At 44.9% G+C, this 23,192-nt stretch carries 26 protein-coding genes and 3 tRNA genes; 9 read left to right on the forward strand and 20 right to left on the reverse strand.

The genetic code is table 11. The features are described 5' to 3' along the window. Positions 1 to 67 precede the first annotated feature (67 nt). Genes N2245_RS11875 through N2245_RS11885 form a run of 3 tightly spaced genes read right to left on the reverse strand, consistent with a single transcriptional unit; the run spans position 68 to position 2,689 of the window. On the reverse strand, positions 68 to 1,432 hold the full coding sequence (locus tag N2245_RS11875; protein ID WP_494536953.1) for a nicotinate phosphoribosyltransferase: 1,365 nt from the start codon (positions 1,430 to 1,432) through the stop codon (positions 68 to 70). Between the two features lie 2 nt (positions 1,433 to 1,434). Next, complete coding sequence (locus tag N2245_RS11880) at positions 1,435 to 2,163, reverse strand: cysteine hydrolase family protein (protein WP_494536954.1); 729 nt, start codon at positions 2,161 to 2,163, stop codon at positions 1,435 to 1,437. Further along, complete coding sequence (locus tag N2245_RS11885) at positions 2,150 to 2,689, reverse strand: NUDIX domain-containing protein (RefSeq protein ID WP_494536955.1); 540 nt, start codon at positions 2,687 to 2,689, stop codon at positions 2,150 to 2,152. The genes N2245_RS11880 and N2245_RS11885 overlap by 14 nt, the downstream gene beginning before the upstream one ends. Positions 2,690 to 2,786: 97 nt before the next feature. Here N2245_RS11885 and N2245_RS11890 point away from each other — a divergent pair, with 97 nt between their 5' ends. Beyond that, on the forward strand, positions 2,787 to 2,978 hold the full coding sequence (locus N2245_RS11890; protein ID WP_494536956.1) for a hypothetical protein: 192 nt from the start codon (positions 2,787 to 2,789) through the stop codon (positions 2,976 to 2,978). A 264-nt stretch (positions 2,979 to 3,242) separates the two neighbouring features. On the opposite strand, the gene N2245_RS11895 is transcribed toward N2245_RS11890, so the two are convergent. After that, positions 3,243 to 3,318, reverse strand: a tRNA-Lys gene (locus N2245_RS11895). A 119-nt stretch (positions 3,319 to 3,437) separates the two neighbouring features. Here N2245_RS11895 and N2245_RS11900 point away from each other — a divergent pair. Continuing rightward, positions 3,438 to 4,061 (forward strand): GNAT family N-acetyltransferase, encoded by a 624-nt coding sequence (locus N2245_RS11900; RefSeq protein WP_494536957.1) that lies wholly within the window; start codon positions 3,438 to 3,440, stop codon positions 4,059 to 4,061. Then, positions 4,051 to 5,169, forward strand: a complete 1,119-nt coding sequence (locus N2245_RS11905; RefSeq protein WP_494536958.1) for a competence/damage-inducible protein A — start codon at positions 4,051 to 4,053, stop codon at positions 5,167 to 5,169. The genes N2245_RS11900 and N2245_RS11905 overlap by 11 nt, the downstream gene beginning before the upstream one ends. On the opposite strand, the gene ybeY is transcribed toward N2245_RS11905, so the two are convergent. The 10 genes from ybeY to N2245_RS11955 all read right to left on the reverse strand — a co-directional run bounded on the left by ybeY (position 5,155) and on the right by N2245_RS11955 (position 11,485). Continuing rightward, entirely contained in the window at positions 5,155 to 5,643 is a 489-nt protein-coding gene (ybeY, locus tag N2245_RS11910; RefSeq protein WP_494536959.1) for an rRNA maturation RNase YbeY, read from the reverse strand. The two genes, N2245_RS11905 and ybeY, sit on opposite strands and share 15 nt — an antisense overlap. 8 nt (positions 5,644 to 5,651) lie before the next feature. After that, positions 5,652 to 6,101, reverse strand: a complete 450-nt coding sequence (locus N2245_RS11915; RefSeq protein ID WP_494536960.1) for a GatB/YqeY domain-containing protein — start codon at positions 6,099 to 6,101, stop codon at positions 5,652 to 5,654. A 19-nt stretch (positions 6,102 to 6,120) separates the two neighbouring features. After that, positions 6,121 to 6,321, reverse strand: coding sequence for a 30S ribosomal protein S21 (rpsU, locus tag N2245_RS11920; RefSeq protein WP_012875007.1), 201 nt, complete (start codon positions 6,319 to 6,321; stop codon positions 6,121 to 6,123). 112 nt (positions 6,322 to 6,433) lie between these two features. Then, a complete protein-coding gene (locus N2245_RS11925) occupies positions 6,434 to 6,775 on the reverse strand; it encodes a histidine triad nucleotide-binding protein (protein WP_494536961.1) in 342 nt (113 codons plus the stop codon). Then, complete coding sequence (locus tag N2245_RS11930) at positions 6,768 to 6,971, reverse strand: hypothetical protein (protein WP_494536962.1); 204 nt, start codon at positions 6,969 to 6,971, stop codon at positions 6,768 to 6,770. Before N2245_RS11930 ends, N2245_RS11925 begins: the two co-directional genes overlap by 8 nt. Before the next feature lie 11 nt (positions 6,972 to 6,982). After that, complete coding sequence (locus N2245_RS11935; protein ID WP_494536963.1) at positions 6,983 to 7,651, reverse strand: DedA family protein; 669 nt, start codon at positions 7,649 to 7,651, stop codon at positions 6,983 to 6,985. 93 nt (positions 7,652 to 7,744) lie between these two features. After that, positions 7,745 to 9,676: an ATP-dependent zinc metalloprotease FtsH gene (gene ftsH / locus N2245_RS11940; protein WP_494536964.1), complete on the reverse strand. Its 1,932-nt coding sequence runs from the start codon at positions 9,674 to 9,676 to the stop codon at positions 7,745 to 7,747. Between the two features lie 164 nt (positions 9,677 to 9,840). Further along, positions 9,841 to 11,262, reverse strand: a complete 1,422-nt coding sequence (tilS, locus tag N2245_RS11945; RefSeq protein WP_494536965.1) for a tRNA lysidine(34) synthetase TilS — start codon at positions 11,260 to 11,262, stop codon at positions 9,841 to 9,843. A gap of 35 nt (positions 11,263 to 11,297) precedes the next feature. After that, a tRNA-Met gene (locus tag N2245_RS11950) sits at positions 11,298 to 11,372 on the reverse strand. A 38-nt stretch (positions 11,373 to 11,410) separates the two neighbouring features. Beyond that, positions 11,411 to 11,485: transfer RNA gene (locus N2245_RS11955), tRNA-Met, on the reverse strand. Between the two features lie 152 nt (positions 11,486 to 11,637). Between N2245_RS11955 and N2245_RS11960 the strand changes: the two genes are divergently transcribed. Genes N2245_RS11960 through N2245_RS11970 form a run of 3 tightly spaced genes read left to right on the forward strand, consistent with a single transcriptional unit; the run spans position 11,638 to position 13,144 of the window. Next, positions 11,638 to 11,790 carry a hypothetical protein gene (locus tag N2245_RS11960; protein ID WP_012875001.1) on the forward strand — a complete coding sequence of 51 codons (153 nt, stop codon included), beginning with the start codon at positions 11,638 to 11,640 and terminating at the stop codon, positions 11,788 to 11,790. Between the two features lie 24 nt (positions 11,791 to 11,814). Beyond that, positions 11,815 to 12,789: a tyrosine-type recombinase/integrase gene (locus N2245_RS11965; protein ID WP_494536966.1), complete on the forward strand. Its 975-nt coding sequence runs from the start codon at positions 11,815 to 11,817 to the stop codon at positions 12,787 to 12,789. Next, positions 12,776 to 13,144, forward strand: coding sequence for a cyclic-di-AMP receptor (locus N2245_RS11970; RefSeq protein WP_012874999.1), 369 nt, complete (start codon positions 12,776 to 12,778; stop codon positions 13,142 to 13,144). Before N2245_RS11965 ends, N2245_RS11970 begins: the two co-directional genes overlap by 14 nt. On the opposite strand, the gene N2245_RS11975 is transcribed toward N2245_RS11970, so the two are convergent. Both N2245_RS11975 and N2245_RS11980 read right to left on the reverse strand, forming a co-directional pair. Further along, positions 13,109 to 13,651: a ComF family protein gene (locus N2245_RS11975; RefSeq protein ID WP_494536967.1), complete on the reverse strand. Its 543-nt coding sequence runs from the start codon at positions 13,649 to 13,651 to the stop codon at positions 13,109 to 13,111. The two genes, N2245_RS11970 and N2245_RS11975, sit on opposite strands and share 36 nt — an antisense overlap. 106 nt (positions 13,652 to 13,757) lie before the next feature. Further along, complete coding sequence (locus tag N2245_RS11980) at positions 13,758 to 14,102, reverse strand: DUF192 domain-containing protein (RefSeq protein ID WP_494536968.1); 345 nt, start codon at positions 14,100 to 14,102, stop codon at positions 13,758 to 13,760. Positions 14,103 to 14,237: 135 nt separating this feature from the next. Here N2245_RS11980 and fusA point away from each other — a divergent pair, with 135 nt between their 5' ends. After that, positions 14,238 to 16,328, forward strand: a complete 2,091-nt coding sequence (gene fusA, locus N2245_RS11985; protein ID WP_494536969.1) for an elongation factor G — start codon at positions 14,238 to 14,240, stop codon at positions 16,326 to 16,328. Here the strand turns inward: fusA and N2245_RS11990 are convergent. Both N2245_RS11990 and N2245_RS11995 read right to left on the reverse strand, forming a co-directional pair. Continuing rightward, positions 16,325 to 17,125: an HAD-IIA family hydrolase gene (locus tag N2245_RS11990; RefSeq protein ID WP_494536970.1), complete on the reverse strand. Its 801-nt coding sequence runs from the start codon at positions 17,123 to 17,125 to the stop codon at positions 16,325 to 16,327. The genes fusA and N2245_RS11990 overlap by 4 nt on opposite strands. A gap of 31 nt (positions 17,126 to 17,156) precedes the next feature. Then, positions 17,157 to 19,172 carry a hypothetical protein gene (locus N2245_RS11995; RefSeq protein WP_494536971.1) on the reverse strand — a complete coding sequence of 672 codons (2,016 nt, stop codon included), beginning with the start codon at positions 19,170 to 19,172 and terminating at the stop codon, positions 17,157 to 17,159. A 117-nt stretch (positions 19,173 to 19,289) separates the two neighbouring features. Here N2245_RS11995 and N2245_RS12000 point away from each other — a divergent pair, with 117 nt between their 5' ends. Together N2245_RS12000 and N2245_RS12005 are read left to right on the forward strand one after the other, a co-directional pair. Further along, positions 19,290 to 20,309: a glycosyltransferase family 4 protein gene (locus N2245_RS12000; protein ID WP_494536972.1), complete on the forward strand. Its 1,020-nt coding sequence runs from the start codon at positions 19,290 to 19,292 to the stop codon at positions 20,307 to 20,309. 6 nt (positions 20,310 to 20,315) lie between these two features. Continuing rightward, complete coding sequence (locus N2245_RS12005) at positions 20,316 to 21,671, forward strand: bifunctional folylpolyglutamate synthase/dihydrofolate synthase (protein ID WP_494536973.1); 1,356 nt, start codon at positions 20,316 to 20,318, stop codon at positions 21,669 to 21,671. Here the strand turns inward: N2245_RS12005 and N2245_RS12010 are convergent. Further along, positions 21,639 to 22,319, reverse strand: a complete 681-nt coding sequence (locus tag N2245_RS12010; RefSeq protein ID WP_494536974.1) for a redox-sensing transcriptional repressor Rex — start codon at positions 22,317 to 22,319, stop codon at positions 21,639 to 21,641. The two genes, N2245_RS12005 and N2245_RS12010, sit on opposite strands and share 33 nt — an antisense overlap. 31 nt (positions 22,320 to 22,350) lie before the next feature. Next, on the reverse strand, positions 22,351 to 23,190 hold the full coding sequence (gene uppP / locus N2245_RS12015; RefSeq protein WP_494536975.1) for an undecaprenyl-diphosphatase UppP: 840 nt from the start codon (positions 23,188 to 23,190) through the stop codon (positions 22,351 to 22,353). Positions 23,191 to 23,192 lie beyond the last annotated feature (2 nt).

A 23,192-nucleotide genomic window follows, 5' to 3' on the forward strand; every position in this document is an offset into this window, starting at 1 on the left:
GTAGGCCGCCGCGCTCCCTGCCCTATATACCCCTCTGCTATACTATTTTGCTTGAATCTTCTGGTAGCTAGTAGTTAGGAGAAACTCTCTCTAGGGCAGGATTGACTCCAGGTCTTCTGCCAGCCTTAGCCATCTCTATCCACTCACCATTTACGCGTACCCTGACGACGTCCGCTGTGAAATCGGTGTTAGTACCATCGTCCTTGGAGTTGTTAAAAAGCCAGGAACCAACCGCGTATATGTCTACAGGCACTCCGAGCTGCTCAAATCTCTTTATCCTCTCAGGTGTAAAACCTCCACTAGCAACAATCTTGACCTGTCTGCACCATTCCTTAGCTCTCTCTTCCCACTCAGATGGTAAGTCCCAATCCTTCCAAGCGTTATCCATGGCGTTACGCATGTTGAATATCAATCTCGGAACCACTCCAAGGTCAAGCTCAGGGTCACCTAGAGGTTCTACACTTTTATCACGTAGCGAACCAGATGTGTCAGGCCTGACACCATATAGTCTAAACTTCTCGGCCTCTTCGTAATTACCCTCGTCGACACATCTCTTGAATTCCATAAACATAGCTCTCATAACCTGCAAAGTATCGGAAACACAGTCATTGTGAAAGTCCACGAGAGCTACCCTTGGTATGTCTACAGGGCGAGTACGAGCAAACGCCATCATAGCTGCGGCAGTGTCCCCAAGAAAGGAAGCTATCGCGGCGTGCGCTATAGTACCACCTCCCAGCCCCCCCCACCAGCTACCTTGTTCATCAGTGCTCACACTAATACCAGCGTCTTTAGCATACTTATGATTGAATAACTGCACAGCTATGCTGTACGCGTAACCATCAGCGGCTTGGACTTCGTGAGCATCGAACCTCGCAGGGAAAAAGAGCACTGTTTTACCATTAGCTGCCTTGAGTGTCTCATAGACATTAGTTGCGACCCTAGATCCCCTAGTAAGGACACCTACTATAGGCGTCTCCAAAAGAGCGAAATCCCTGTATCTACCTCTAATACGCATTACGGGCACAACATTGGAAGGATCTCCTTCATATGGCACCATTTCGCCATCATGCACGGCCTCTACTTCCAATCTATCGAATGTGTTCACAAAACAACCATTTTTATCATAGTACCCAGTACACTCTTTTAATATAGCTAGCGCCTTATCTACTCCCACGACGACAGCATAAGGCTTCCTACGATGGAATATCTGCATCTCGACTTCTATGTTGCCGATCTCATTGGCTCCAAGCCCCTTAGTGGCCCCAATAGAAGTAGGAGAGCTCCACTCTACTGGATAACCATCCTCTGCCAGAGCGGTCAATAATCCTACTATATTCAAGAAATACTTATCACTATACCAACCCTGACGCATGCGTTCGACATCAAGCTTAAACGTCGAAACAGGTAAACGCTTACGATCAAATATACTCACAGCTACTTCCCCCAAGTAACTGTCGATACGACTTTACAGCCAACTAGAGCTATATGATAAAGGAATAGTTGGTGCATAAGATCGCCAGGATGAGGCAAGGCACCTACCTTCATTGCATCCTCGACCCTTATGTCATATGTATCTACCAAGTTGGCCGGCACTATAACATCCACTTGCCTCTCATGTAGATAATTAGCAAAAAGTCGCAAGAAAACAGACGACTGGTAGACACATAGATCAGTACAATCACCCATAATTACAAAGGTGCTGATGCCTTCATTGATAAAGTTGGTAATTTGGGCGTCTATACCAGTACCTATAGCTGGGCTCAGGGTAGGTTTATCAACATAGATAAACTCAGAAGAGAAAGGCAAGCTCTTGATCTCTTCAACTGTCTCCTCCTCACCAGAACCCTTCACACAGTGAGGCGGAAAAGCGCTAAACTCCCTATCATCTTGTTTGTGTGTGTCCTCGACAACTATAAAACGCCTTACGCCGGCGCTATAGGCATCAGATAAAGATTGCTTTATAGGCTCTATAAGAGCTCCTATTCTATCACTAGCAAGGTTACCGGTCTTGCAGAAACCATTGACCATATCTACAACCATTATCGCTACATTCTGGACATCAGCTATCTCCTGCTTAGGCAGAGAGCTAACCCATTCATCCAGCCATCTTAGAAATGCTGAACGCTCATTAACAGGTGAACTAGTCCTACTATTTTCCATCATGAGACTTGCCTCCACATTCCTGAAGCTGTGACATAATCTTGTTTTTGTCCTCGCTGGAAAGCCATTCAGGATTTATTAATCCCTTTCTAATAGCGTCTATTGAATAAATACACATTGTAGAGATAATCTCCCTGTGATCAAATGCTAACTCATCAGGAATAGATTGCAACTCAAATATTTGTACCTTGGAAGCATCTGATCCAGCCTGTAATCTAACCTCTTCTAATAACGACAAACAGGCAAATGGAATACTTATTACTCTTCCTCGGGGATCCCTATTAGGATCATCAAAGGCTGGCCCTTCTATAAGATCTCGAGGCACAACTCCTATCTCCTCCTGTGCTTCACGAGCCGCAGCATTTCGTAATGTCTCATCTATTTCCATGAATCCACCCGGAAGCGCCCAATACCCTTTGAAAGGGTCGTTTAGTCTCTGTACAAGCGGTATGTATAGCTTATTACCATCCCAAAGAAACATTACCAAGTCTACTGTGAGTGAGGGCTTAGGATAGTCATCATGCTGCATAGCTTAACCCGCAAAAATAGGGTGCACGAAGTACCATTCTGGCTCTGATTGCAAGATTATAGCACACAGCAAAAAGAGGTAAGGGGCACATTATGAGATGAGTTTATATATAAAAAAGATGAGAGCTCCCAAGATTTTTGCCAAAAGCTCTCGTCTACTAGCCGATCTGGACTTGATCTTCTGCACTACTCTGGGCACGTCCCTGGACCCACGGAACGTGCATCGAGACTTCGAGTTAGTGCTCCAGAATGCGGGACTGTCGGGTGTTCCCTTTCATGATCTGTATTAAGTATCAGCCAGCTTGATGCTTTTAGCTGACGGTGCCCGTCAAGACGATCCAAGAGCGGCTGGGACACACTGGCATCTTGCTGACGTCGCAAACCTACTCCCAAATGCAGCCCACGATGCAGAAGACGGCAGCCGAACGACTCAGTAAGCTGCTGTCAGGGGAAGATAGCTAACAAAAGTTTGGGACAAAGCAGATTCCACAGTCTCAGCAGAGGATTTTCATACAGGAGCTGTGCTTGTAACCCTTAGAAAATAAGAGTTTCATTGGTGAGCCGCGTAGGACTCGAACCTACAACCCGCTGATTAAGAGTCAGCTGCTCTACCAATTGAGCTAGCGGCCCTTGCCACACACTAATATACAATGTCGATCTGTATACGTCAAGGAATAATTGGGATATTTCTTGCTATATTAAAGTCGGGTTGCCTAATGGTAAATACACAATAGAAGGCTATTACAACTTTGGATACAGAAACATTTATTGCTAGAGGCCAGAAAATATATCTTCGTGAGTTCACCCGCGCTGATGTTGATGAATGGGTTAACTGGCCTCCTCATGCCGATCCTCTATTCCAAGATTATAATCCTCCTCGATTGAGTCCTCTCGAGAGGGATATTTGGTACATAGAACGTGCCTCAAGGTCTGATATGATGCTTTTTGCTATTGTAGACGAAGATGGCAAACTCATTGGAAGACTATTTCTAAGGCAGGTAGATAGGAGTAAGAAATCAGCAGTACTAGGGATAGACCTTCGTAGTGACAAGCTAGACAAAGGTTATGGAACTGATGCATTGCAAACCTTCGCCAGATACTATTTTGAGGTATTAGGATACAAAGTACTTAGATTGGATGTTGCTGCCTTCAATAGAAGAGCTCAGCGAGTTTATGAAAAAGTGGGTTTTATATATACTGGTGAACATTGGAGCTCGTATCCACCACCATACTTCTCCGAGGTTTTTTCCGAAGATAAATACGAGAATATTAGAGGATACTTTCGACGGACAGGTAGCGGTATATCGGTGAAGCACTACGATATGGAATTAACCAGAGACCGTTGGAGTGAAAGGCAAAAGTATGAAGGCTGACATATTATCTATAGGTGCTGAGATTCTAGCAGGAGAAATAGTAGATACCAATGCAGCATACATAGCAAGGAAACTAGTAAACTTAGGCATAGAACTTAAGAGGGTCACTCAAGTTGGAGATAATCTAGCTGATATCGTCGACGCACTCTCACAGGCTTGTTCCAGATCAGACATTATTATCTGTACTGGTGGAATAGGTCCTACTCCCGATGATCTGACTAGGGAAGCTGTGGCTCAACTATTGGGGGAAGAACTTAGTATTGATCCAAATCTAGAGTCAAAGCTGCGAGATTTCTTCAGAAGTCGGGGTTCAAACATGCCCTCTATGAATATCAAACAGGCCACTCTCATACCTAGTGCAAGTCCACTCGACAACAAATGGGGAACTGCGCCTGGATGGTGGGTAGAGAAGGATAATAAGGTCATCGTGCTGCTACCCGGGGTGCCTAGGGAGATGTATGCCCTATGGGAGCATGAAGTAGAGCCTAGGCTAAGAAACATATCTCGACGACATATAGTTACAAGGACCATAAAGACTTTCGGGCTTGGAGAGTCCACAGTAGCGGACATGCTGGGAACATTATTTAGTTCTAGTAACCCACTTCTAGGGACTTATGCAAGGGCCGATGGTGTTCATGTTGTTGTCAGATCGATTGGAGATACACAAGAAGAGGCAGAGAAACTAGCTGAGGATGTAGTTTCTAAGATCAGGATTATCCTTCAAGGATATATTTGGGCAGAAGACGATGTTGATTTGTCACAATTAGTACGTAAGCTGCTTTCCGACGCCAAGAAGACATTGTCTACTCATGAGTGGGCCAGTATGGGGCTGTTATCAAGAAGTATTCTAACCCAAGGGACAATCTCTATATTTGCTGGAGGTGTAGTAGGTAGCGAACAACAAATACCAGCCGACCTACTTCTTGAGACTAGTAAAGCTATCGAACAGAGCGGTAGCTTGAAATGCTTGGTAAGATTGATAGACCTAAGCAACAACAATGAATTGGCTAAGAGCGAGGTATATGCTAGCTCTATTGATGCGCTAGCTGAAAGGTCTACTGTGAGCGCACTACACCTAGTACGTAGTTATCTGTCATGTAGAAGATGACAGATTATCAGAGCTTGTGAATGTGGATAGAGCCTTAGATACTATATAATCCACACGATTCTGCATCTCTTCTCTCTCTTGTGGAGTTTGATCATCCCACCCTAAGAGGTGAAGCAATCCATGTACCGCTAACACACTTACTTCAGTCTCAACAGGATGTCCTTGATCCTTGGCTTGTGCCTCCGCAGTCTCACAAGAGACCACTATATCACCCAGAAAATGAAAGTTCTCTCTATCAAAATCGGATGACGGCCAGGACATCACGTCAGTAGGCCCCTCGATTCCCATATGCTCGAGATGGAGCTTTGCGATCTGATCATCATCAGTCAACAAAACAGATACAGAATAGCCCTCAGGAACTTCTTCTTCCCTCAGAGCAACACATATCGCTCTTTTCACATATGGGATAAAGTGAGATAATTGATCGGAGCTTACAGCGATATCAATAGAGTATTTATGGTTACTACTAGACACTTTTAAAATCAAGAATTTTCAAGCATTTCTTTAGCCAAATTACTTACGACCTTCCCGTCTGCCCTACCCCTAACCTGTGGCATAACTATCGACATTACCTTACCCAGATCCTTAGGAGATTGAGCACCAGTAGTCGAGATAGCCTGAGCTACGATCTGCCTTATCTCCTCTTCGCTCATCTCTGCAGGCAGATATGACTGTATGATCTCAAGCTCCCGCCTTTCTTTCTCCGCCACATCGGATCGGCCTAACCTCTCATACTCCTCTATAGACTCTTTTCTACGTTTAGCTTCTCGCTGTAAGACAGAGAGCTCCTGCTGGTAATCCAGAGGAGCTCTGTTTTCTATCTGTTGGTTCTTCAATGCAGCCAGCAGCAGCCTTATTACACTCTTGCGATTGTCATCGCCTGAGCGCAAAGCTTCCTTAAGATCGTTGTTAAGCCTCTCGGTGATACTCAACTACCACTCGTCCTCCCAATTATCTACTTTGCTGCTGCTTTAGCTTGGCTTCTATCTTGCGTCTGCGAGCTGCTTCTTTGCGCTTCCGACGCACGCTTGGCTTCTCATAATGCTCTCGTCTGCGCGCCTCAGACAATATACCTGCCTGCTGCACTTTTTTGTTGAAGCGACGCAGAGCACTCTCGAAGCTCTCGTTCTCACCTACTACAACTTCGGCCATGCGCGCATTTCACCCCCCTTCTGTCCTGGAGTCGCGCGGCCGTTACAGGCCAACGTGTTGGACGCGTGATTATAAACAGCTGAGAGAGGATATGTCAATAGCTCCAACAATATCAGCCAGGAGGCCAACTCATACTGCGTCCACCAAGCACATGCAGATGCAAGTGATTGACGCTTTGCCCCGCCTCTGGTCCAGTATTGATTACAACACGATAACCAGAATCATTGATATCTAGCTTTCGAGCCAGCTCTGATGCCGTCAAGATAAGCTTGCCTGCTAGTGATTGATCCTGCAGTTGGTCAAGAGAGGTAACATGAGATACAGGAATAACCAATACATGTACAGGAGCCATGGGATTTATATCCCTGAAAGCAACCACATCTTGGTCACGCCAGACCTCATCAGCTGATATCTCTTTATTTGCAATCTTACAAAAGATGCAATCCTCAGCCACCCATTACCTCCGCAATAGTTCTAGTATTTTCCTCTCTTTCCCTAGCTTCCTTTTCCATCTTATAGGTTCTATATGCTACCCAGAGGGCTATAAGAAGCGTAAGAATATCGAAGCCACCAACACGCTTAGATTGAGATCTAAAAAGTCTATAAGACAATAACATTCTGGCCAAAGGTAAACGCCTCTTCTTAGCCATTGCAGGCTCCTCTACTCGCCTTCTGGTGTATAACTAGAATTGTTAAAATCAAACTCTCTGAATTCTGACCACTTATGCTTTATATAAAGCAGCAAAAGCACAAACAGAGCTATAAGGATAGGAATGTCGAAAGGTCGCATATAAGCCCTTATAACTTCCCAATTTTCACCGGTTATATAACCTAACCAAGCCAAAAAGGTGCACCATATGAATGAACCCATAAAGGTATAAACAGTAAACCTGATTGGATGCATCCTCACAACACCGGCCGGAAAGCTCACGAAAGTGCGAACTACCGGTAGGAGTCTACTAAAGAAAGCGATTTTATCCCCCCAACGATCAAACCAACTCTCAGCCCTGTGAAGGTCTCTTTTACTTATAAGCAGCCATTTTCCATATCTCTCGACAAAAGGCCTACCTCCCCATATACCTAAAGCGTAGTTCGTTAGTGACCCTACGGTATTTCCGACAGCTCCCCAAAAACCAGCAATGAATACAAAATATAGAGGAAGGTTTTGCTCCTTTATCAGCATCCACCCAGCTAGAGGCATTATTACCTCAGAGGGGAGAGGCACATTAGCACTTTCTATAGCCATAGCGACTACAACACCCAGCCAACCCAATGACTGCATTAGAGCCCTTAATAGTTCGATTATCCACTGCTCAAAACCGTGTAGCAAATATTGTCCTCCTTATATCAACAAAGCAAAGATAACACAAGAGTGGGAGAAGGAAAATGATTACCTCTCCCACTCTCTAAAAAGCTTGTCTTACTATGCAGGAGCTAAGCCACCAGATAAGTCTGGCAACCCTTTCAACTTATCATCTTCCTGAGGCTTAACTTCCTTAGTCTTACCGCCCAGCTGGGGTATCGGCACTACCTTAGGCTGGGGTCTTGGAGTATCGAACAGAGACTCCATATCTTCGTTATCCAGCGTCTCCTTCTCCACGAGCAAGGAAGCAAGCGCAATGAGTTTATCCATGTTCTCGGTTAGTATCTGCTTAGCTCTCTGATAGGCGTCATCAATAAGCTTACGTATTTCCTGGTCTATCTGCAGTGCTATCTCATCGCTATAGTTACGTTGCTCGCTTATCTCTCTGCCAAGGAAGATAAGCTCTTCCTTATGTCCCAAGGCTACTGGACCCAACTTCTCACTCATTCCATACTCAGTAACCATCTTGCGAGCTATATTAGTAGCCTGCTGAATATCATTCTCAGCACCTGTGCTGATCTCGTGGAATATCAGTTCCTCAGCTACTCTACCTCCCATCGCAAAGGCGAGGGTATCCTCGAATTGGCTCTTAGTCATAAGATGTCGGTCTTCGGTGGGTAGCACTCTAGTATAGCCTCCCGCCATACCACGCGCTACTATGGTTATCTTGTGCACCGGATCCATATTGGGAAGCATACGGGCTACCAAAGCGTGACCCGCCTCGTGGTAGGCCGTAACCCACTTTTCACGCTCGGTAATTATCCTACTCTTGCGTTCAGGTCCCGCAACTACTCTATCTATGGCATCTTCAAAATCTTGCCGTGTTATGACCTTGTGATTTCTCCTAGCAGCTAGAATTGCTGCTTCATTTACGGTGTTCTCGAGATCGGCACCAGAGAAGCCCGTAGTTTGTTTAGCCAAAGCATGCAAAGATACGTCCTTATCTATTGGCTTGCCTCTAGTGTGAACCCTTAGTATAGCCTCCCTACCCCTTATATCGGGACGGTCAAGCACGACCTGACGATCAAATCTACCAGGCCTAAGGAGAGCTGGATCAAGCACATCCGGACGGTTAGTTGCGGCTATAACTATGACATTAGTGTTGGTATCGAAGCCATCCATCTCAACCAATATCTGGTTGAGAGTCTGCTCACGCTCATCATGACTACCACCTAGGCCAGCTCCTCTCTGGCGACCTACAGCATCAATCTCATCGATGAACACGATACATGGAGCATTCCTCTTTGCTTGATCGAAAAGGTCTCTCACTCTTGAGGCACCAACACCAACAAACATCTCCACGAATTCCGAGCCTGATATACTGAAGAAAGGCACTCCAGCTTCTCCAGCAACAGCCCGACTTAGTAGGGTCTTCCCAGTACCAGGCGGACCCACCAAAAGCACTCCTCTCGGGATCCTTGCACCGAGGGCCGCAAACTTTTCTGGATACTTGAGGAACTCTACGATCTCAGCTAGCTCTTCCTTAGCTTCTTGTACCCCAGCTACATCATCAAATTTCACTGTGGGCTTATTACCATTGAAAAGCCTTGCACGGCTCTTACCAAACGAGAGCGCCTGATTATTTGTTCCCTGAGCCTGCCTCATAAAGAATAGGAAGACTCCGATAAGGAAAAGGGTTGGCAATATAAAACTAAGTACACCTAACCAGTTGCTCCAAGAAGAAGCAGGTTTAATATCTATCTTGATATTAGATTCGTCAACACCGCTCCTATCCAAAGCCTCCTGAATGGGTATCTGGGTACGAGATCTCTTTATCTCGCCATCATTGTATCTGACGACAATGTCGCTACTATCCACTTGGCCTTGGATAGACTCTATCTTACCTGCCTTAGCATCCTGAATAACTTCAGTAATTGGTACTTCAGGGATACGGGATTGACGATTCGAGAATAGAGTCATCCACACAGTGAGAAGAACTACTGCCGCAACCAGCCATACTAGGCTGTTGCGCCAAAGCTTTCTATCGTTCATAGGGGCCTCCGGCAATATTCATATTCCTTCCAATATTTATTTCTAAGGGTTCTATGGCTTAGAAGCCGGTCCCTCAAGCGATTATAGCGATGCGTGAGAGACCAGTCAATTTACTTTACAGAACAAAAAGACTAGGGAATTTACTCTTGCTAAAAGTGTTACATCTAATTGCCCTTTCTGTAAAATCTAATGCAAACGTAGGGTTCATAATTATACAAGATCTTATGTCGATCATCTATCCTCCAGCCTACCAACCATATGATCTCTCCATCCTGCTCGATAACAGGTACATGCTCCCTAATAAAATAAGGCACTTTGCGATCAAGTAGGAACTCATCCACAGTTTTTTCAAATTTCATGCCAAGGGGAATAAACTTATCACTTCTTCTGGCTGGCCTTAACCTTATCTTGTTAACATCACAAACAACATGCTCGTGAAGGTTATTTCCAGGCCAGGCATGTGGTTGAACCAGTGCCGTGGATGGGGTTACCTCCCAACCCCAGTTTGGAGATAGTCTGTAATCGTCCGCCATCAAGGGAAGTGAGTAAACTGCATCTATGGACAATGTTCCTGACCAAATTATCAAAGCCTTCGGGACCTTAATTGCCTTTATACCCCCTGGCAAGTTGATACTATTCCCGGATTTGCCCCTGGCCAAGAGATAAATGGCTTCTAGATGCCTTGAACCAAAACCTTCGTCGGATCCAAAGGCTTGAGATAACGCCCTTTTGAGAGCGCGAATGAACAAAGACTTAGGACTGTTCATAAATGCCATAAGCTCAATAGAAATAAAGTTATGTCTAATAACAGAATGTTGAGCTAGAAAATCCATGGCAAGGTTATCAAGAAGGTGCTTCTCCTGCTGAAGGATACTGGTCGTAAGAGCTATATGCTTCACCACCTCCTGATTTACCTGCTTCAAGGCCGGCAAAACAATGTGTCTAATCTTATTTCTTGTGAAATCTAATGATAAGTTGCTGGGGTCTTCTATAACTGGAAGGGACTTTAACCTACAGTAGCTTCTAATGTCCTCATAAGCAATATCCAAGAAAGGTCTGACAAGTTCTACATCAGGGTTACCAGGTACCCTATCTATCGGTAACATACCGCAAAGTCCATCTAGTCCAGTCCCCCTAGCTAGATTGAGCAAAAAAGTCTCGGCTTGATCCTGTTGGTTATGAGCAACACAAACCAGGGCATTCTCCTTCCTGGCGCAAGCCGCCAAGAAGTCGTACCTGTACTTACGGGCTGTATCCTCTATAGAAGCCTTAGCCTGCAATGCAGCTCCAGCCACATCGGCACTACCTAGATAGAAATCTACGTCAAATTGTTCTATGTACTCTGCTAGCTGATTTGCCTGGTCTGAGCTCTCGGGCCTGAGCCTATGATCAAAGTGTGCTACTGAGATATTTATCTCTAAGATACTTCGAAGCTCATAAAGAACATGGAACAGGGCTATCGAATCAGCCCCACCGCTTAAACCGAGGACCAAATTATGTCCTCTAATGTATTCCAATTGTTCCTTGCTAGCTAATAGGAAGTTATGCAGGAAAGAGTCTGGAGTGGAGGAATTAAGATCAGTCACAAGTAGAATACCGGATAGAGATATATATCAAGAGTTGGTGGCGAGGGTGAGATTCGAACTCACGACCAAGGGCTTATGAGTCCCCTGCTCTACCGCTGAGCTACCTCGCCTCTCACCTAGACAAAAAGGTGGGGCCTTTCGGCCCCACTGGTTGCGGGAGTGGGATTCGAACCCACGACCTTCGGGTTATGAGCCCGACGAGCTGCCGCTGCTCCATCCCGCGTCGACATTAGTAGTATAAGTCAGCATTCGAGTTCTTGTCAACCCTAGAAAAACTATACTTATATAGTAAACCTGGAAACTCCAATAGCATGCTGTATCTCTAATGTCCTTATGAGTATAATACGCTCAGAAAATATCAATGGAGGGTTGAGAATGAGGCTGATAGTTAACATCCTAGCTGTTATAGGTGGAATAACCGTTGCTGCTCTACTTGCTTTGGCAGGTCTCATATTATCCTGGGAAATAGAGCTCAGGCGAAACGAGGCGCAGCTAGAGGATGAAACCGTTGAAGTGCCTGTATCATAGCGACTGAGTTAGTAGGATAGAAGTATGAGCAACCAAGGACAGCAAGAATCGTTGCCCATACAGCTGTCCCTATTTGATGTCGAAAGCCCTGCGTTGGGAAGCAGACAACGCAAGAATAAACTAGATAAGAGATCTATAACTCCAGAAAGTGACCTTCAAACCGCTCGGTTCTGGTTCAGGGTACATCTTGAGTCTAGTGGACATCCCAAAAACACAGTGTATGCATATACAAATGATCTGGCAGTCCTAATAGACATCATAGGTAACAAGACGCTTAGACAGATAGACGAAAGGGATATAGGTATCTATCTAAACTCAGCACATAAAAAGAGCACTAGAAAAAGAAGACTAACATCTCTTAGGGAATTCTACGCGTATCTCATACATGACCTCAGACTACAGATAGACGATCCAACAACACCTTTTTATCCTGAGAGGGTTAATCTGAAAACCCCGGTCCCACTCTTTCCCAAAGAGCAAAAACGCCTTTTGGCTACTGCTAGAAAATTAGGTGACAAGTACTTTCTAATGGTGTATCTGATGCTGAAACTAGGACTGACCAGGACCGAGTTATTAGCACTCAAGAAGCAACATGTGGATGTGTCCGACCCATCAGAACCGATTATATATATCAACTATGGCGATCCCCGTTGGAGACACAAAGACAGGGCACTAAAAGCCGATAAAGAGTTCTCTCAAACCTATATTCAATATAGAGATACTATTGAAAGTGACACTCTATTCCCTATAATACCTCAATCAGTGAACGCTATACTGCATAGGATTGCAAAGATCGCTGAGATAGATAAGCAGGTAACACCCCAGCTGCTTAGAGACACGTTTGGAATCGAGCAGGCAAAGAGCGGCAAGGCTGAGGAAGAGCTGCTAGCGATACTGGGATTGGCTGATGACCCTAGAAATAGGGATAGCGTACGCAGATACATCCGTCTGGCAAATCCCGTGGGAGAAGTAGGAGATACCTCAAGTGACAGCAAATAATCCTAAAAATCAAAAGCTCGTAATCACAGTAGTCCAAAAGGATGATGGTGAAAATGTGCTCAATGCACTTCATAGGGATGGGTACGCATCACTCCTCATAAGTAGTTCAGGTGGTTTCTTGAGAAGGGGAAATGCTACTATTCTAACGCTCTGCAGCTCAGAAGCCGTGGATAAGGTAATCAAAATCATAGCAGATCATGCTAGCGAAAGAACTGAGATAAAAGAGCCTAACCTAGGAGTACAGGTTAGCGAGTGGTATGTGCCTCAAAGTGTTAAAATCCAAAGGGGAGGCGCTAGTATATGGGTGCTTGATGCAGAGTTAGCAGGTTATGTCCGCGCTGGAGCTTTCAAGTAAGGCACAGGCGAACACTACTCCATGAACATCCCTAGCTCCAGCTCTTAGTAAGACTTTAGCACACTCACTCAACGTCGCTCCAGTAGTTAGCACATCATCAACTAGTAACACTAAATCTCCGGACAGGCTCACATTAGCTACAAATGCATCTCGAACGTTGCGCCAACGCTCTTCTCCATTGAGCATATATTGGGGGTTAGTAACCCTAGCCCTACTAAGCACACTTTTCATAGGTATGCCCGTAAAGCTAGATAGGTATCTACCTATAACCTCGGATTGGTTGTATCCTCTATAGCGCCTTCTCTTAGGATGCATCGGTACTGGTACGATAGCACTATAGATATCTTGGGAAACAAGCGGAGCTATCTGCTGCGCCATCCACTTACCTATGGAGAACACCCCTCTATACTTAAATTCATGCACCAGCTCTCGAATGGTATCGGTGTATGCGTAGACGGCATAGGTTACAGTCAGGTGAGGAACAGTCCCAATCGTCAATGAATCCACACGTATACAGCTACCCAGGCAACTGGCACAAACCCAACCGCCAGATGATGCACAACGTACGCAGCGCTTAGGATAAAGAATATCCCATAACTTCTCTAAGTAATCATCAATCCTGGAAAACAATTACATCCCCTACCCTAACATCGCTGCGCACCAGAGTACCTGCAGGCAGTTCAATTACCTTCCTGGCATTCCTGACTATACCGGTCACACGCCAAGGTTTGAGCTCGCTATACATTCGCAGCACACGATTATTCTCATCCAGAAACATGGCATCTATCGGAAATCGCATGAAGAAACAGTGAATGCTATTGCATGGCATAATCATCAATCCCATTCCCTCGGACAAACTCTTCTTTCCCATCAACCCTATAAAGCGCGAGAAGAAATTATCTGCCACGCGGCAATCAACACATAACGGGAGACCATTTCTGGCAACTATAACTTTCACGCTCGATAACCCTAATACTTTACTAAATTTGGGAATCAGTTCAAATTATATTAGAAACTCCATTATTCGACCTATATTCAAAGTCGTTATATAATCCTCATCAACAAAAGGATGTAGAGCAGGAAGGAGGAGAGTGTGAGAGCTTATCCTACAAGCAGAATCAGAAACATAGGGCTATTCTCACATGGAGGCACGGGGAAAACCTCTCTTGCAGAAGCTCTGCTATTTGCCAGTGGCAATTCCAAGAGGCTCGGAAGAGTTCTTGAAGGTAATACTATAAGCGACTACGACCCAGATGAGATCAAGAGGCATTCTTCGATTAGCTTATCGCTAGTACCGATAGAATACAGGGATCATAAGATAAACCTAATAGATACACCTGGTTATTCGGAATTCATAGGTGACATGCAATGTGGTCTAAGAGTCGCTGATACAGCGTTGATACTAGTGGATGCACACACTGGCATAGAGGTGGGAAGTGATCTTATGTGGTCCGCAGCGTCCTCCCTAGGACTGCCAAGAGTCATTGTAGTCAACAAAATGGACCGCGAGAACAGCGACTTCGATCAAGTAGTCGAGCAGACTAGAAGCCAATGGGGATCAGCTGCTACCCCCCTATTCGTGCCCATAGGCAGAGAGCAGGAGTTCAAAGGCATAGCTAGTATTCTTACAGAGAAAGCATATATTTATAAGATCGATACTGCTGAGTTCCAAGAGGTAGACGTACCGCCAGAAATAAGGGAGAGTTTCGAAAGGTATAGAGATGACCTAATAGAAAGGATAGCTGAAACCAGCGATGACCTTACAATGAAGTACCTTGAAGGAGAATCGCTGTCAGCAGACGAGATTACGAATGGTTTGAGAGCTGGAATATTATCATGTTCAATATTTCCAATAGTTCCAGTATCGGCCCTTCACGTAATCGGAGCTAGTCAGATACTTGACTTCGTCGTCGACTTCTTGCCATCTCCAGATATGCAACCTTGCAAGGCATTACAGGATGGTAAGGAGGTAAACCTACAACCACAATCTTCAGGAGACCTAGCAGCACTTGTCTTCAAGACCATAGCTGATCCATTTGTAGGTAAACTTAGCTACTTCAGGGTCTACAGCGGTACTATTAGGAGCGATACGCACGTATTTAACCCAAGAACAGGTAAAGAAGAGCGTATAGGGCAGCTGTTCTTCGTGAGAGGTAAGGAACAAAAGCCTACAGATAGAGTAGAAGCTGGAGATATAGGGGCAGTTGCAAAGTTAGCAGAGACCCTAACTGGTGATACACTAACTAGCCAGTCCAAGCCGATACAGCTTCCCAAGATAGAATTTCCACACCCCATTTATACTGCTTCTATCAGACCTAAGACAAAGGCTGACCTCGATAAGATGGGCAGCGCGCTACAGAGAATGCTTGAGGAAGATCCCACCCTTCATGTTAGCAGAGATCCCCAAACAGGGGAGACTTTAGTAAGCGGTATGGGAGAATCTCATATAGAGCTGATGGCAGAAAGAATGAAGCGTAAATTCGGCGTAGAAGTCGAGATAGGTATACCAAGGGTACCTTACAGGGAGACTATCACAGCTCCAGCTAGAGCTGAATACAAGCATAAGAAGCAGACCGGAGGTCATGGACAATACGGTCACGTTATACTCCAGATTGAACCCAACCCAAACTCAGAATTTGAGTTTCAATCCACGGTAGTAGGTGGAGCTGTCCCCAAACAGTACTTCCCAGCGGTGGAAAAGGGTGTACAAGAGGCCATGCAGGAAGGAATCATAGCTGGTTATCCTGTGGTTAACGTGAAGGTTACCTTAACCGATGGTAGCTATCACTCGGTGGATTCTTCGGAAATGGCCTTCAAGCTGGCAGCATCGCAGGCTTTCAAGAAGGGAATGAGCGAGGCCAAGCCAGTCTTACTGGAACCTATCATGGAGGTATCCATATACGTACCGGACCAATTCGTAGGAGACGTAATGAGCGACCTCAACAGCCGCCGTGCCAGGGTGGAGGGGATGGATCCCTCAGGTGCTGGTTTTACCATAATTAGAGCTCAGGCACCACTAGCTGAGATGCAGAAATATAGTAGCCAGTTGAGATCGATAACACAGGGGAGAGGGACCTTCACGATGGAATTTTCGCATTATGAGGAGGTACCTCCCCATCTGACGGACCAGATAGTGCAGGAAGCCAAAGCTTATAGAGAGCTCCAGAATTCCAGTCACCACTAGTTAGCAGGGAAGCTTCCCTCTAGCAGAGATTGCAACAGATCATATAGTGTGTTGAAGACATAGTCAGGTTTACAAGTAGATATTGTTATGTCTTTTTGTGTCGACACGCCCGTGAGCACTAAGACAGTAGTAAATCCCAGTCTTTTACCTGCCTCTATATCCGTATCAAGACGGTCACCTATGACGATTACCTCCCCATCAGGGGGAAGAAAATCCAAAGCTATCCTATAAAGGTTGGGCTCTGGTTTTCCAATGACTATTGGTTTCCTACCCGTCACAGCTGTTATTACGCTGAGTAGTGCCCCGGCACCAGGAATAAGCCCTTCTTCTGATGGATAAGTAGTATCCAAATTCGTAGCCACAAAATTTGCGCCCTTCTGAATCGCCAAACAGGCCATCTTCAACTTGTTATACGTTATGTCAAAATCCGTGCCGGCCACTACCCATTCAGGATTATCCCAATCTGGCACGAAGCGGTTTTCAGGAGTAAAGATAGCTTCAAAGAGCCCTGCTGCCCCCACAACCATCACTCGCGCACCAGAAGGGGCTTGCTTACGAAGCCATTTAGCAGTGGCAACTGCAGAGGTAACTATCCTATTCTCATCTACACATATACCTAACCCACGTAGTTTATCAGCTACCTGTTTAGGAGTTTTAGTAGAGTTATTGGTAACCAAAGCATAAGAGTATCCTGCAGAACCAATATTCTCTAAGAATTCCTTTGAGCCTGGAAGCAAGGTATTACCTCTGTAAATTACACCATCCAGGTCTATTAGGAACCTCAAGTTTTCGGCCATTTACCCCCCAAGGCTTTGCAATTTTAGGGCTCTAACTATTAGATGGTAGCTTGCCATAGTATAGCTTATTGCCAGCAAGCAGAATCAACTTTGCATTAGCTTCGTCAACAAAGACTGCAGATATATTACCAGTTACTTTACCAGGTAAATCCGGAATCAATTGAGCAACCAGCTGACCATCAGCAGACATTTCTAAGATTCTATCTCGCCCCTCATCTAGAAAGTATAAATGCTGATTGGTGTCCAAGGCGACAATACCAAAAGGTGCCAACACGGGAGGGCTAGCCTCTATCCAGAGCTTCTTGTTGATCTTACCGTCAGTTATCTGTATGAGGCTACCATCCTTCGGAATCAAAGCCCACACATTGCCATCAGCGCCAATACTAGATGAGCTGAATGTAACGCCTTTCCTATTGCCCCTGATTATAGAGGCGGCACCAGGATTACGGACATCATATTCTAGAATCCCGTTGAACCCCTTAAGCGACACATAAGCCCTAGTCCCATAGGTATCAAAGCCGGTAACCTTATCCCAATCCCAATTCCCTCCTAAACGCGTTTGAGTCCATCTTCCTGACGTGAAATCATAATCAAATAGTCTTCCTGTTCTATCTAGAATAAGCAGTCCACCCTCTCGCCAAGAAATCCCGACAAATCTTATTGAACGTGAAGGAGAGATAAACCCTGGGCCACCCCCAGTTATATTCTTGATATAGACACGCCCACTATCCTTATTCAGGACCACAACCTTATTATCAAGCAGTATAATCTTGGCATCTGCAGAGGATCTTAGTCCCGGTACGGTTCCTAATAACTTTAGACTCTTGAGATGCTTTATCTTACGAACCTTTTCCCAATTTGACTGTATAGCAGCACGGACAACACCTATCTTTGTACTGGAAGGATCTATCTTCTCGGCATCCGCTACCAAGCTTTGAGCATTCTGAAGATGCCGCACAGCTTCCTGTAGAGATGCATTATGAGCTGCAGAAATTTCCTCCTGGGCCTTGGACAATAGGTTCTCAACCTTGTTAACTCTTTGGAATCCCTCAAATGCTCGGGCACCAAGTGCCATAGCTAGGGCAAATATTAGTACTATCCCAATAATAGAAGCTGTTCTTGCAAGTAGAGCTCGACTCTGAAATCTATGGCTTATAGTTCTCCTTGCATTAGTCCAAAAGCGATGGGAATTATTAATACGCACTAACGGTATAGGCCAACTCTGGTCATCCATGTTCGGAGCATGTTTATCTTTATGATCCTTGTGAACTAAACGCCCATCTATCTTTAGTTTGTTTTGCACCCAGGTAGACACACCTTGCCAAGATGGCATATTAGATAGGGGTCTTCTGTTGGGCGAATCCGGGAATTCGATTACTAAAGCATGTCCATCCAATATAGACTTCTCGATAGAAAGCATAAACAACTTGTCAATAACAGCCTCGTAGTCGTCATACAAAAATTCTTCCTTAGTAGACTCATATAAAGCGGAGGCCAGATCGGTAGAAAGTGCTACTACAGTATCGCCTTGCCTGAAACTACTTCTGTGCAGTTCAACCTCGGCACGCTGTTCAAGTCCCAAAGGAGTAAGTTCTTCTTCCGGCAGAATCCCATCAGGAGGAAAGAAACTTACTTTGCCACCATGTATAACGAGAACAGCAGCAGGCTGAACTTGCGCGACGTAAACCTCTTGGTCATGTAGCACGATACAGCTTATTCCAAGATAAGCTTGCTTATGTATCGGTGCTCCTGAATTGTACTCATACATGAGCCTATTAGCCTGGTTTATCGCTTCCTCTAGCGCACCAGTAATAGTAGGGGAGTTACTTGTGTAGTAGGACTCTTCGACCGTCTCCATCACAAGCTTGGCAGCTGTAGTTGCACCAACACTAGGACAAGCAGGCTGAGTCAGTATCCAAAGTTTACCCCTTGAACGCAAGATTCTAGCTGGTCTATCCCTGCCACCCTCCAAGGCAAAATCTGTTTGATCTTGCCTTATTCCGCTTATAATCCCTATCTGAGCTGTATTCACTTGTATCTTACTCATATTAAGGCCTCCTCAGACTTGGCAAGGCATACACTAACACCTTAGCAACCAGGACAATACCTAACTAGAGAGTGTTAAAGTTTGTTATCATCTTCTTCACGGAGGTGACTGGCAAACGTGCGCATAGGAATACTAGGACCTGTTGCTTGGAGAATTCCTCCCAGGAAGTATGGAGGGTGGGAAAATGTAACCTATCTCTTAGCTGAGGGACTAGTTAATCGAGGTTACGATGTAACCCTTTTTGCTACTGCTGACTCGGTAACGAGCGCCAAACTCGAGAGCGTAGTCCCAAGACCTTTAGAAGAAGATAGTTCATTACCCCCTAGAGTTTATGAGACTCTCCATATAGTGAATGCTTACGAAAAAGCTAAAAACTTCGATATCCTACACAACAATATAGGAGTATATGGCACTGTCTTATCCAAGCTCTCTCCGATTCCAGTGCTGACTACCCTTCATGGATCAGCAGCTGAGCCTGATAGCAGGATTATCTATACCAGATATAGAGATCATCCGTATGTTTCAATATCCAACGCCGAAAGAAGGATTTGCCCCGAATTAAATTATATAGCCACTGTATACAATGGCATAGACATATCCTCGGCACCAGAACCAACTACTCCAGAGGATTACCTGTTATTTGTTGGAAGATTATCTCCCGATAAAGGAATCCACAATGCTATAAAGGTTTCGCTCGCAACTGGAAGAAGATTAATTATAGCCGGCATAATACCTAAAGCTAATGAGGAATATTATGAGAAAGAAATCAGCCACTATATAGATGGCAGAAATATAATATACATAGGACCTGTTGATCCTATTAACCGAAATCACCTCATGAACAAAGCCTACGCTTTGCTTCACCTAGTGGAATACGAGGAGGCATTTGGACTAACCATGGCTGAAGCTATGGCAACTGGCTGTCCAGTAATAGGTAACAACCGGGGCTCAGTTCCTGAAGTCGTCAGGCACGGAGAGACGGGATTTGTGGTCAACACCTTGAACGAAGCAATAGAGGCCATAGATAAGGTTAAATCTATCGATAGAAAGAAGTGCAGAGAATGGGTCAACCAAAGGTTCTCTGCAGATCAGATGGTATCCGGCTATATCGAAGTTTATCAGAAGTTGTTAGGGTAGCAGTTTATGACTATCAATTCATATGCAGATGCACTCCGTTATATTTATAGCTTTGCTGATTATGAGAGGAACAAGCCTAGATCTCCCGAGGGGATGCACTTAGAAAACGTTAGGCTCTTGCTTGAAGCTGTAGGAAATCCTCATGAAAAGCTAAACCTAGTGCACATAGCAGGGACCAAAGGCAAGGGATCAACTTCCGCCATGATCTCCTCGGTACTCATATCATCAGGGTATAAGGTAGGCACATATACATCTCCTCATCTGCATACTCATAGAGAGCGTTATCAAATCAATGCTCAGCCCATCGATGAAGACACGTTTATAACTGTACTTAATAAAATAAAACCTATAGCTGACAAGCTTGCAAAAGATAGAAAAGTAACCACTTATGAGGTCACAACAGCCTTGGCATTTAAGTTGTTTGAAGAGGAAAATATAGACTGGGGTGTAATAGAGGTGGGACTTGGGGGGAGGCTGGATTCTACCAACGTGATCACCCCTAAAGTTTCGGTTATAACTGCTATAAGCCTCGACCATACTGAAGTATTGGGAGACACACTAGCCAAAATTGCAGCCGAAAAGGCCGGCATAATAAAACCACAAGTCCCTGTAGTTATAGCTCCACAATACCAGGAAGCTATGGAAGTTCTGAAGCAAAAGGCCCTTGATAACCACTCTCAGGCCTTCATAGTAGACGAGTTAATAGAGGCTAGAAATATACAAACCGAAGGCTTATCTAGGCAAAGTTTCACCTTGCACACGAATCTATGTCTACATAACCAGACCCTAGATAGCCAAAGCTTCACAATACCCCTTATAGGTAGATACCAAATAGATAATGCGCTCACAGCTATCACCACTGCGTGGTTCCTGTCACAAGATGCCGCGCTAGCTATTAACCTCACGGCTCTAATAGAAGGCTTGCGCAACGTGAAGTGGCCTGGACGGTTCGAGGTTGTGCCGGGAACACCACTAATAATCCTGGATGGGGCTCACAATCCAGAATCAGTAGGAAAGCTAAAGAACACAGTTAAAGAATTGTTGTCGAATAAGAGATGCATATATGTCTTCGGGGCTGGGTTTGGGCACGACTTTCATGGTATGTTAGAACAGCTGAGAGAAGAAGAACTGATAATATGTAAGTCTATCCACCCAAGAGCGGTACCTCCCGAGACACTAAGTCAAATCGCTTCCAGCTTAGGTATAAAGCATCAAGTTAGATCTACAGTGCAGGAAGCCTTAGATTTAGCAAAAAGCTTGGGCTATGTTGATGTGGTAATTGTGTGTGGTAGTCTATTTGTTGTAGCAGACGCAAGGCTAGCGCTAGGGCTAACTACTTACATCGATCCTGTCACTAGCTGACGGTAGCTTTCTTTTCCTTCTCGACTCATAGGGCTCTAAGTAGTATGTCAGACTCTGCATTGCGGCTACAGGATCTATATCATAAACCCTAACGTCATCGGGCACTTGTATGGTAGCTGGTGCGTAGTTCAGAATAGCTTTGATTCCAGATCTTACCAACTCATCAGCTACTTCCTGAGCAGATGATGGAGGCACTGCAATTATGGCAATGCGTATATCCTCTCGAGAAATCTGTTCAGGCATTAAACTTACGTCCTCAACTACCAAGCCATTTAACCTAGTATTTATCCTATTGGGATTATGATCATACACATGTCTGATACGGAAGCCGTGTTGCGTCAGCCTCGGATATCTAGTAACAGCCCTACCTAGCGAACCGGCGCCGACTAACACTACATCCCAGTCCCTATCCAAGTTCAAAATCCGTCGGAGCTCGGATAACAGCAGTTCTACACTATATCCCTTTCCCTGCTTACCGAACTCTCCAAAATAAGAAAGATCCCGTCTAACTTGAGTAGCAGTAACACCAGCAGATTTAGCTAACTCCTGAGAAGAAACTACATCTTTTCCCAGCTGAGCCATCTGCTGTAAGGAGCGATAGTAAATTGGCAATCTTTTTATAACTACCTCTGGTATATCTCTTTGCATTACCTAGCTGATAAACCCGCTGGAAATATTTTTACCTTCCTAATAGTAAAAGCAGCAATATAACTGAGGCAAGCGCAATTCTATAGAAGGCAAACACCTTTATTGAGTGTTTTTTCAAATAGTCGATCAAGAATGCAATACTAAGATAACCGACAACCGCAGAGGATGCCATCCCTATAAGGAAGGTAACTACCTCCCCTTCTGGTATGCCTTCCCCCAGAAGTTTCACAAATTCGAGCAAGCCTGCACCTAATATAACTGGCACAGATAGCAGGAAGGAGAATCTAGCAGCATCGGACCTGGCAAATCCCAGTAGCAAAGCCGCTGTAATAGTAATGCCAGACCTAGACACTCCGGGCATAAGGGCTAATGACTGGGCAATACCTATGAGAAAAGCGTCACTCATACTCACATGGCAAATCTGCTTCTTTCCGTAGCCCCTTGAATCTGCCCAGATTAAGATAAGACCTACAATGACCAGCCCAGCTACTATAGCTAACAAGCTGGTAGTGCTTCTGGTTCCAGAATGGAAAAAGTTATCTATAGGGTTTTCGAAAATGTAGCCGATAACTGCGGCAGGGATAGAGCCGATCGCAAGCAAAAGCAACATTCTTATTGATTCTGTATCCCTTTTGAAACCAGAGACGACACTTCTGATACTACCATGTGCTATCCCGAAAAGATCCTTCCAGAAATATATAAATACCGCTACTAACGTTCCTACCTGTAGTGCTACATTGAAGGCGAGCCCTGGTCCTCCCCAACCTAACATCCAAGGTACTAAGATTAAGTGAGCAGAGCTACTCACAGGAATGAATTCAGTAAGCCCTTGTACAATTCCTAGTATTAGGGCATGAAAAGGGTTGTCCAAAT

The organism is Thermobaculum sp. T2p, from assembly GCF_059335935.1.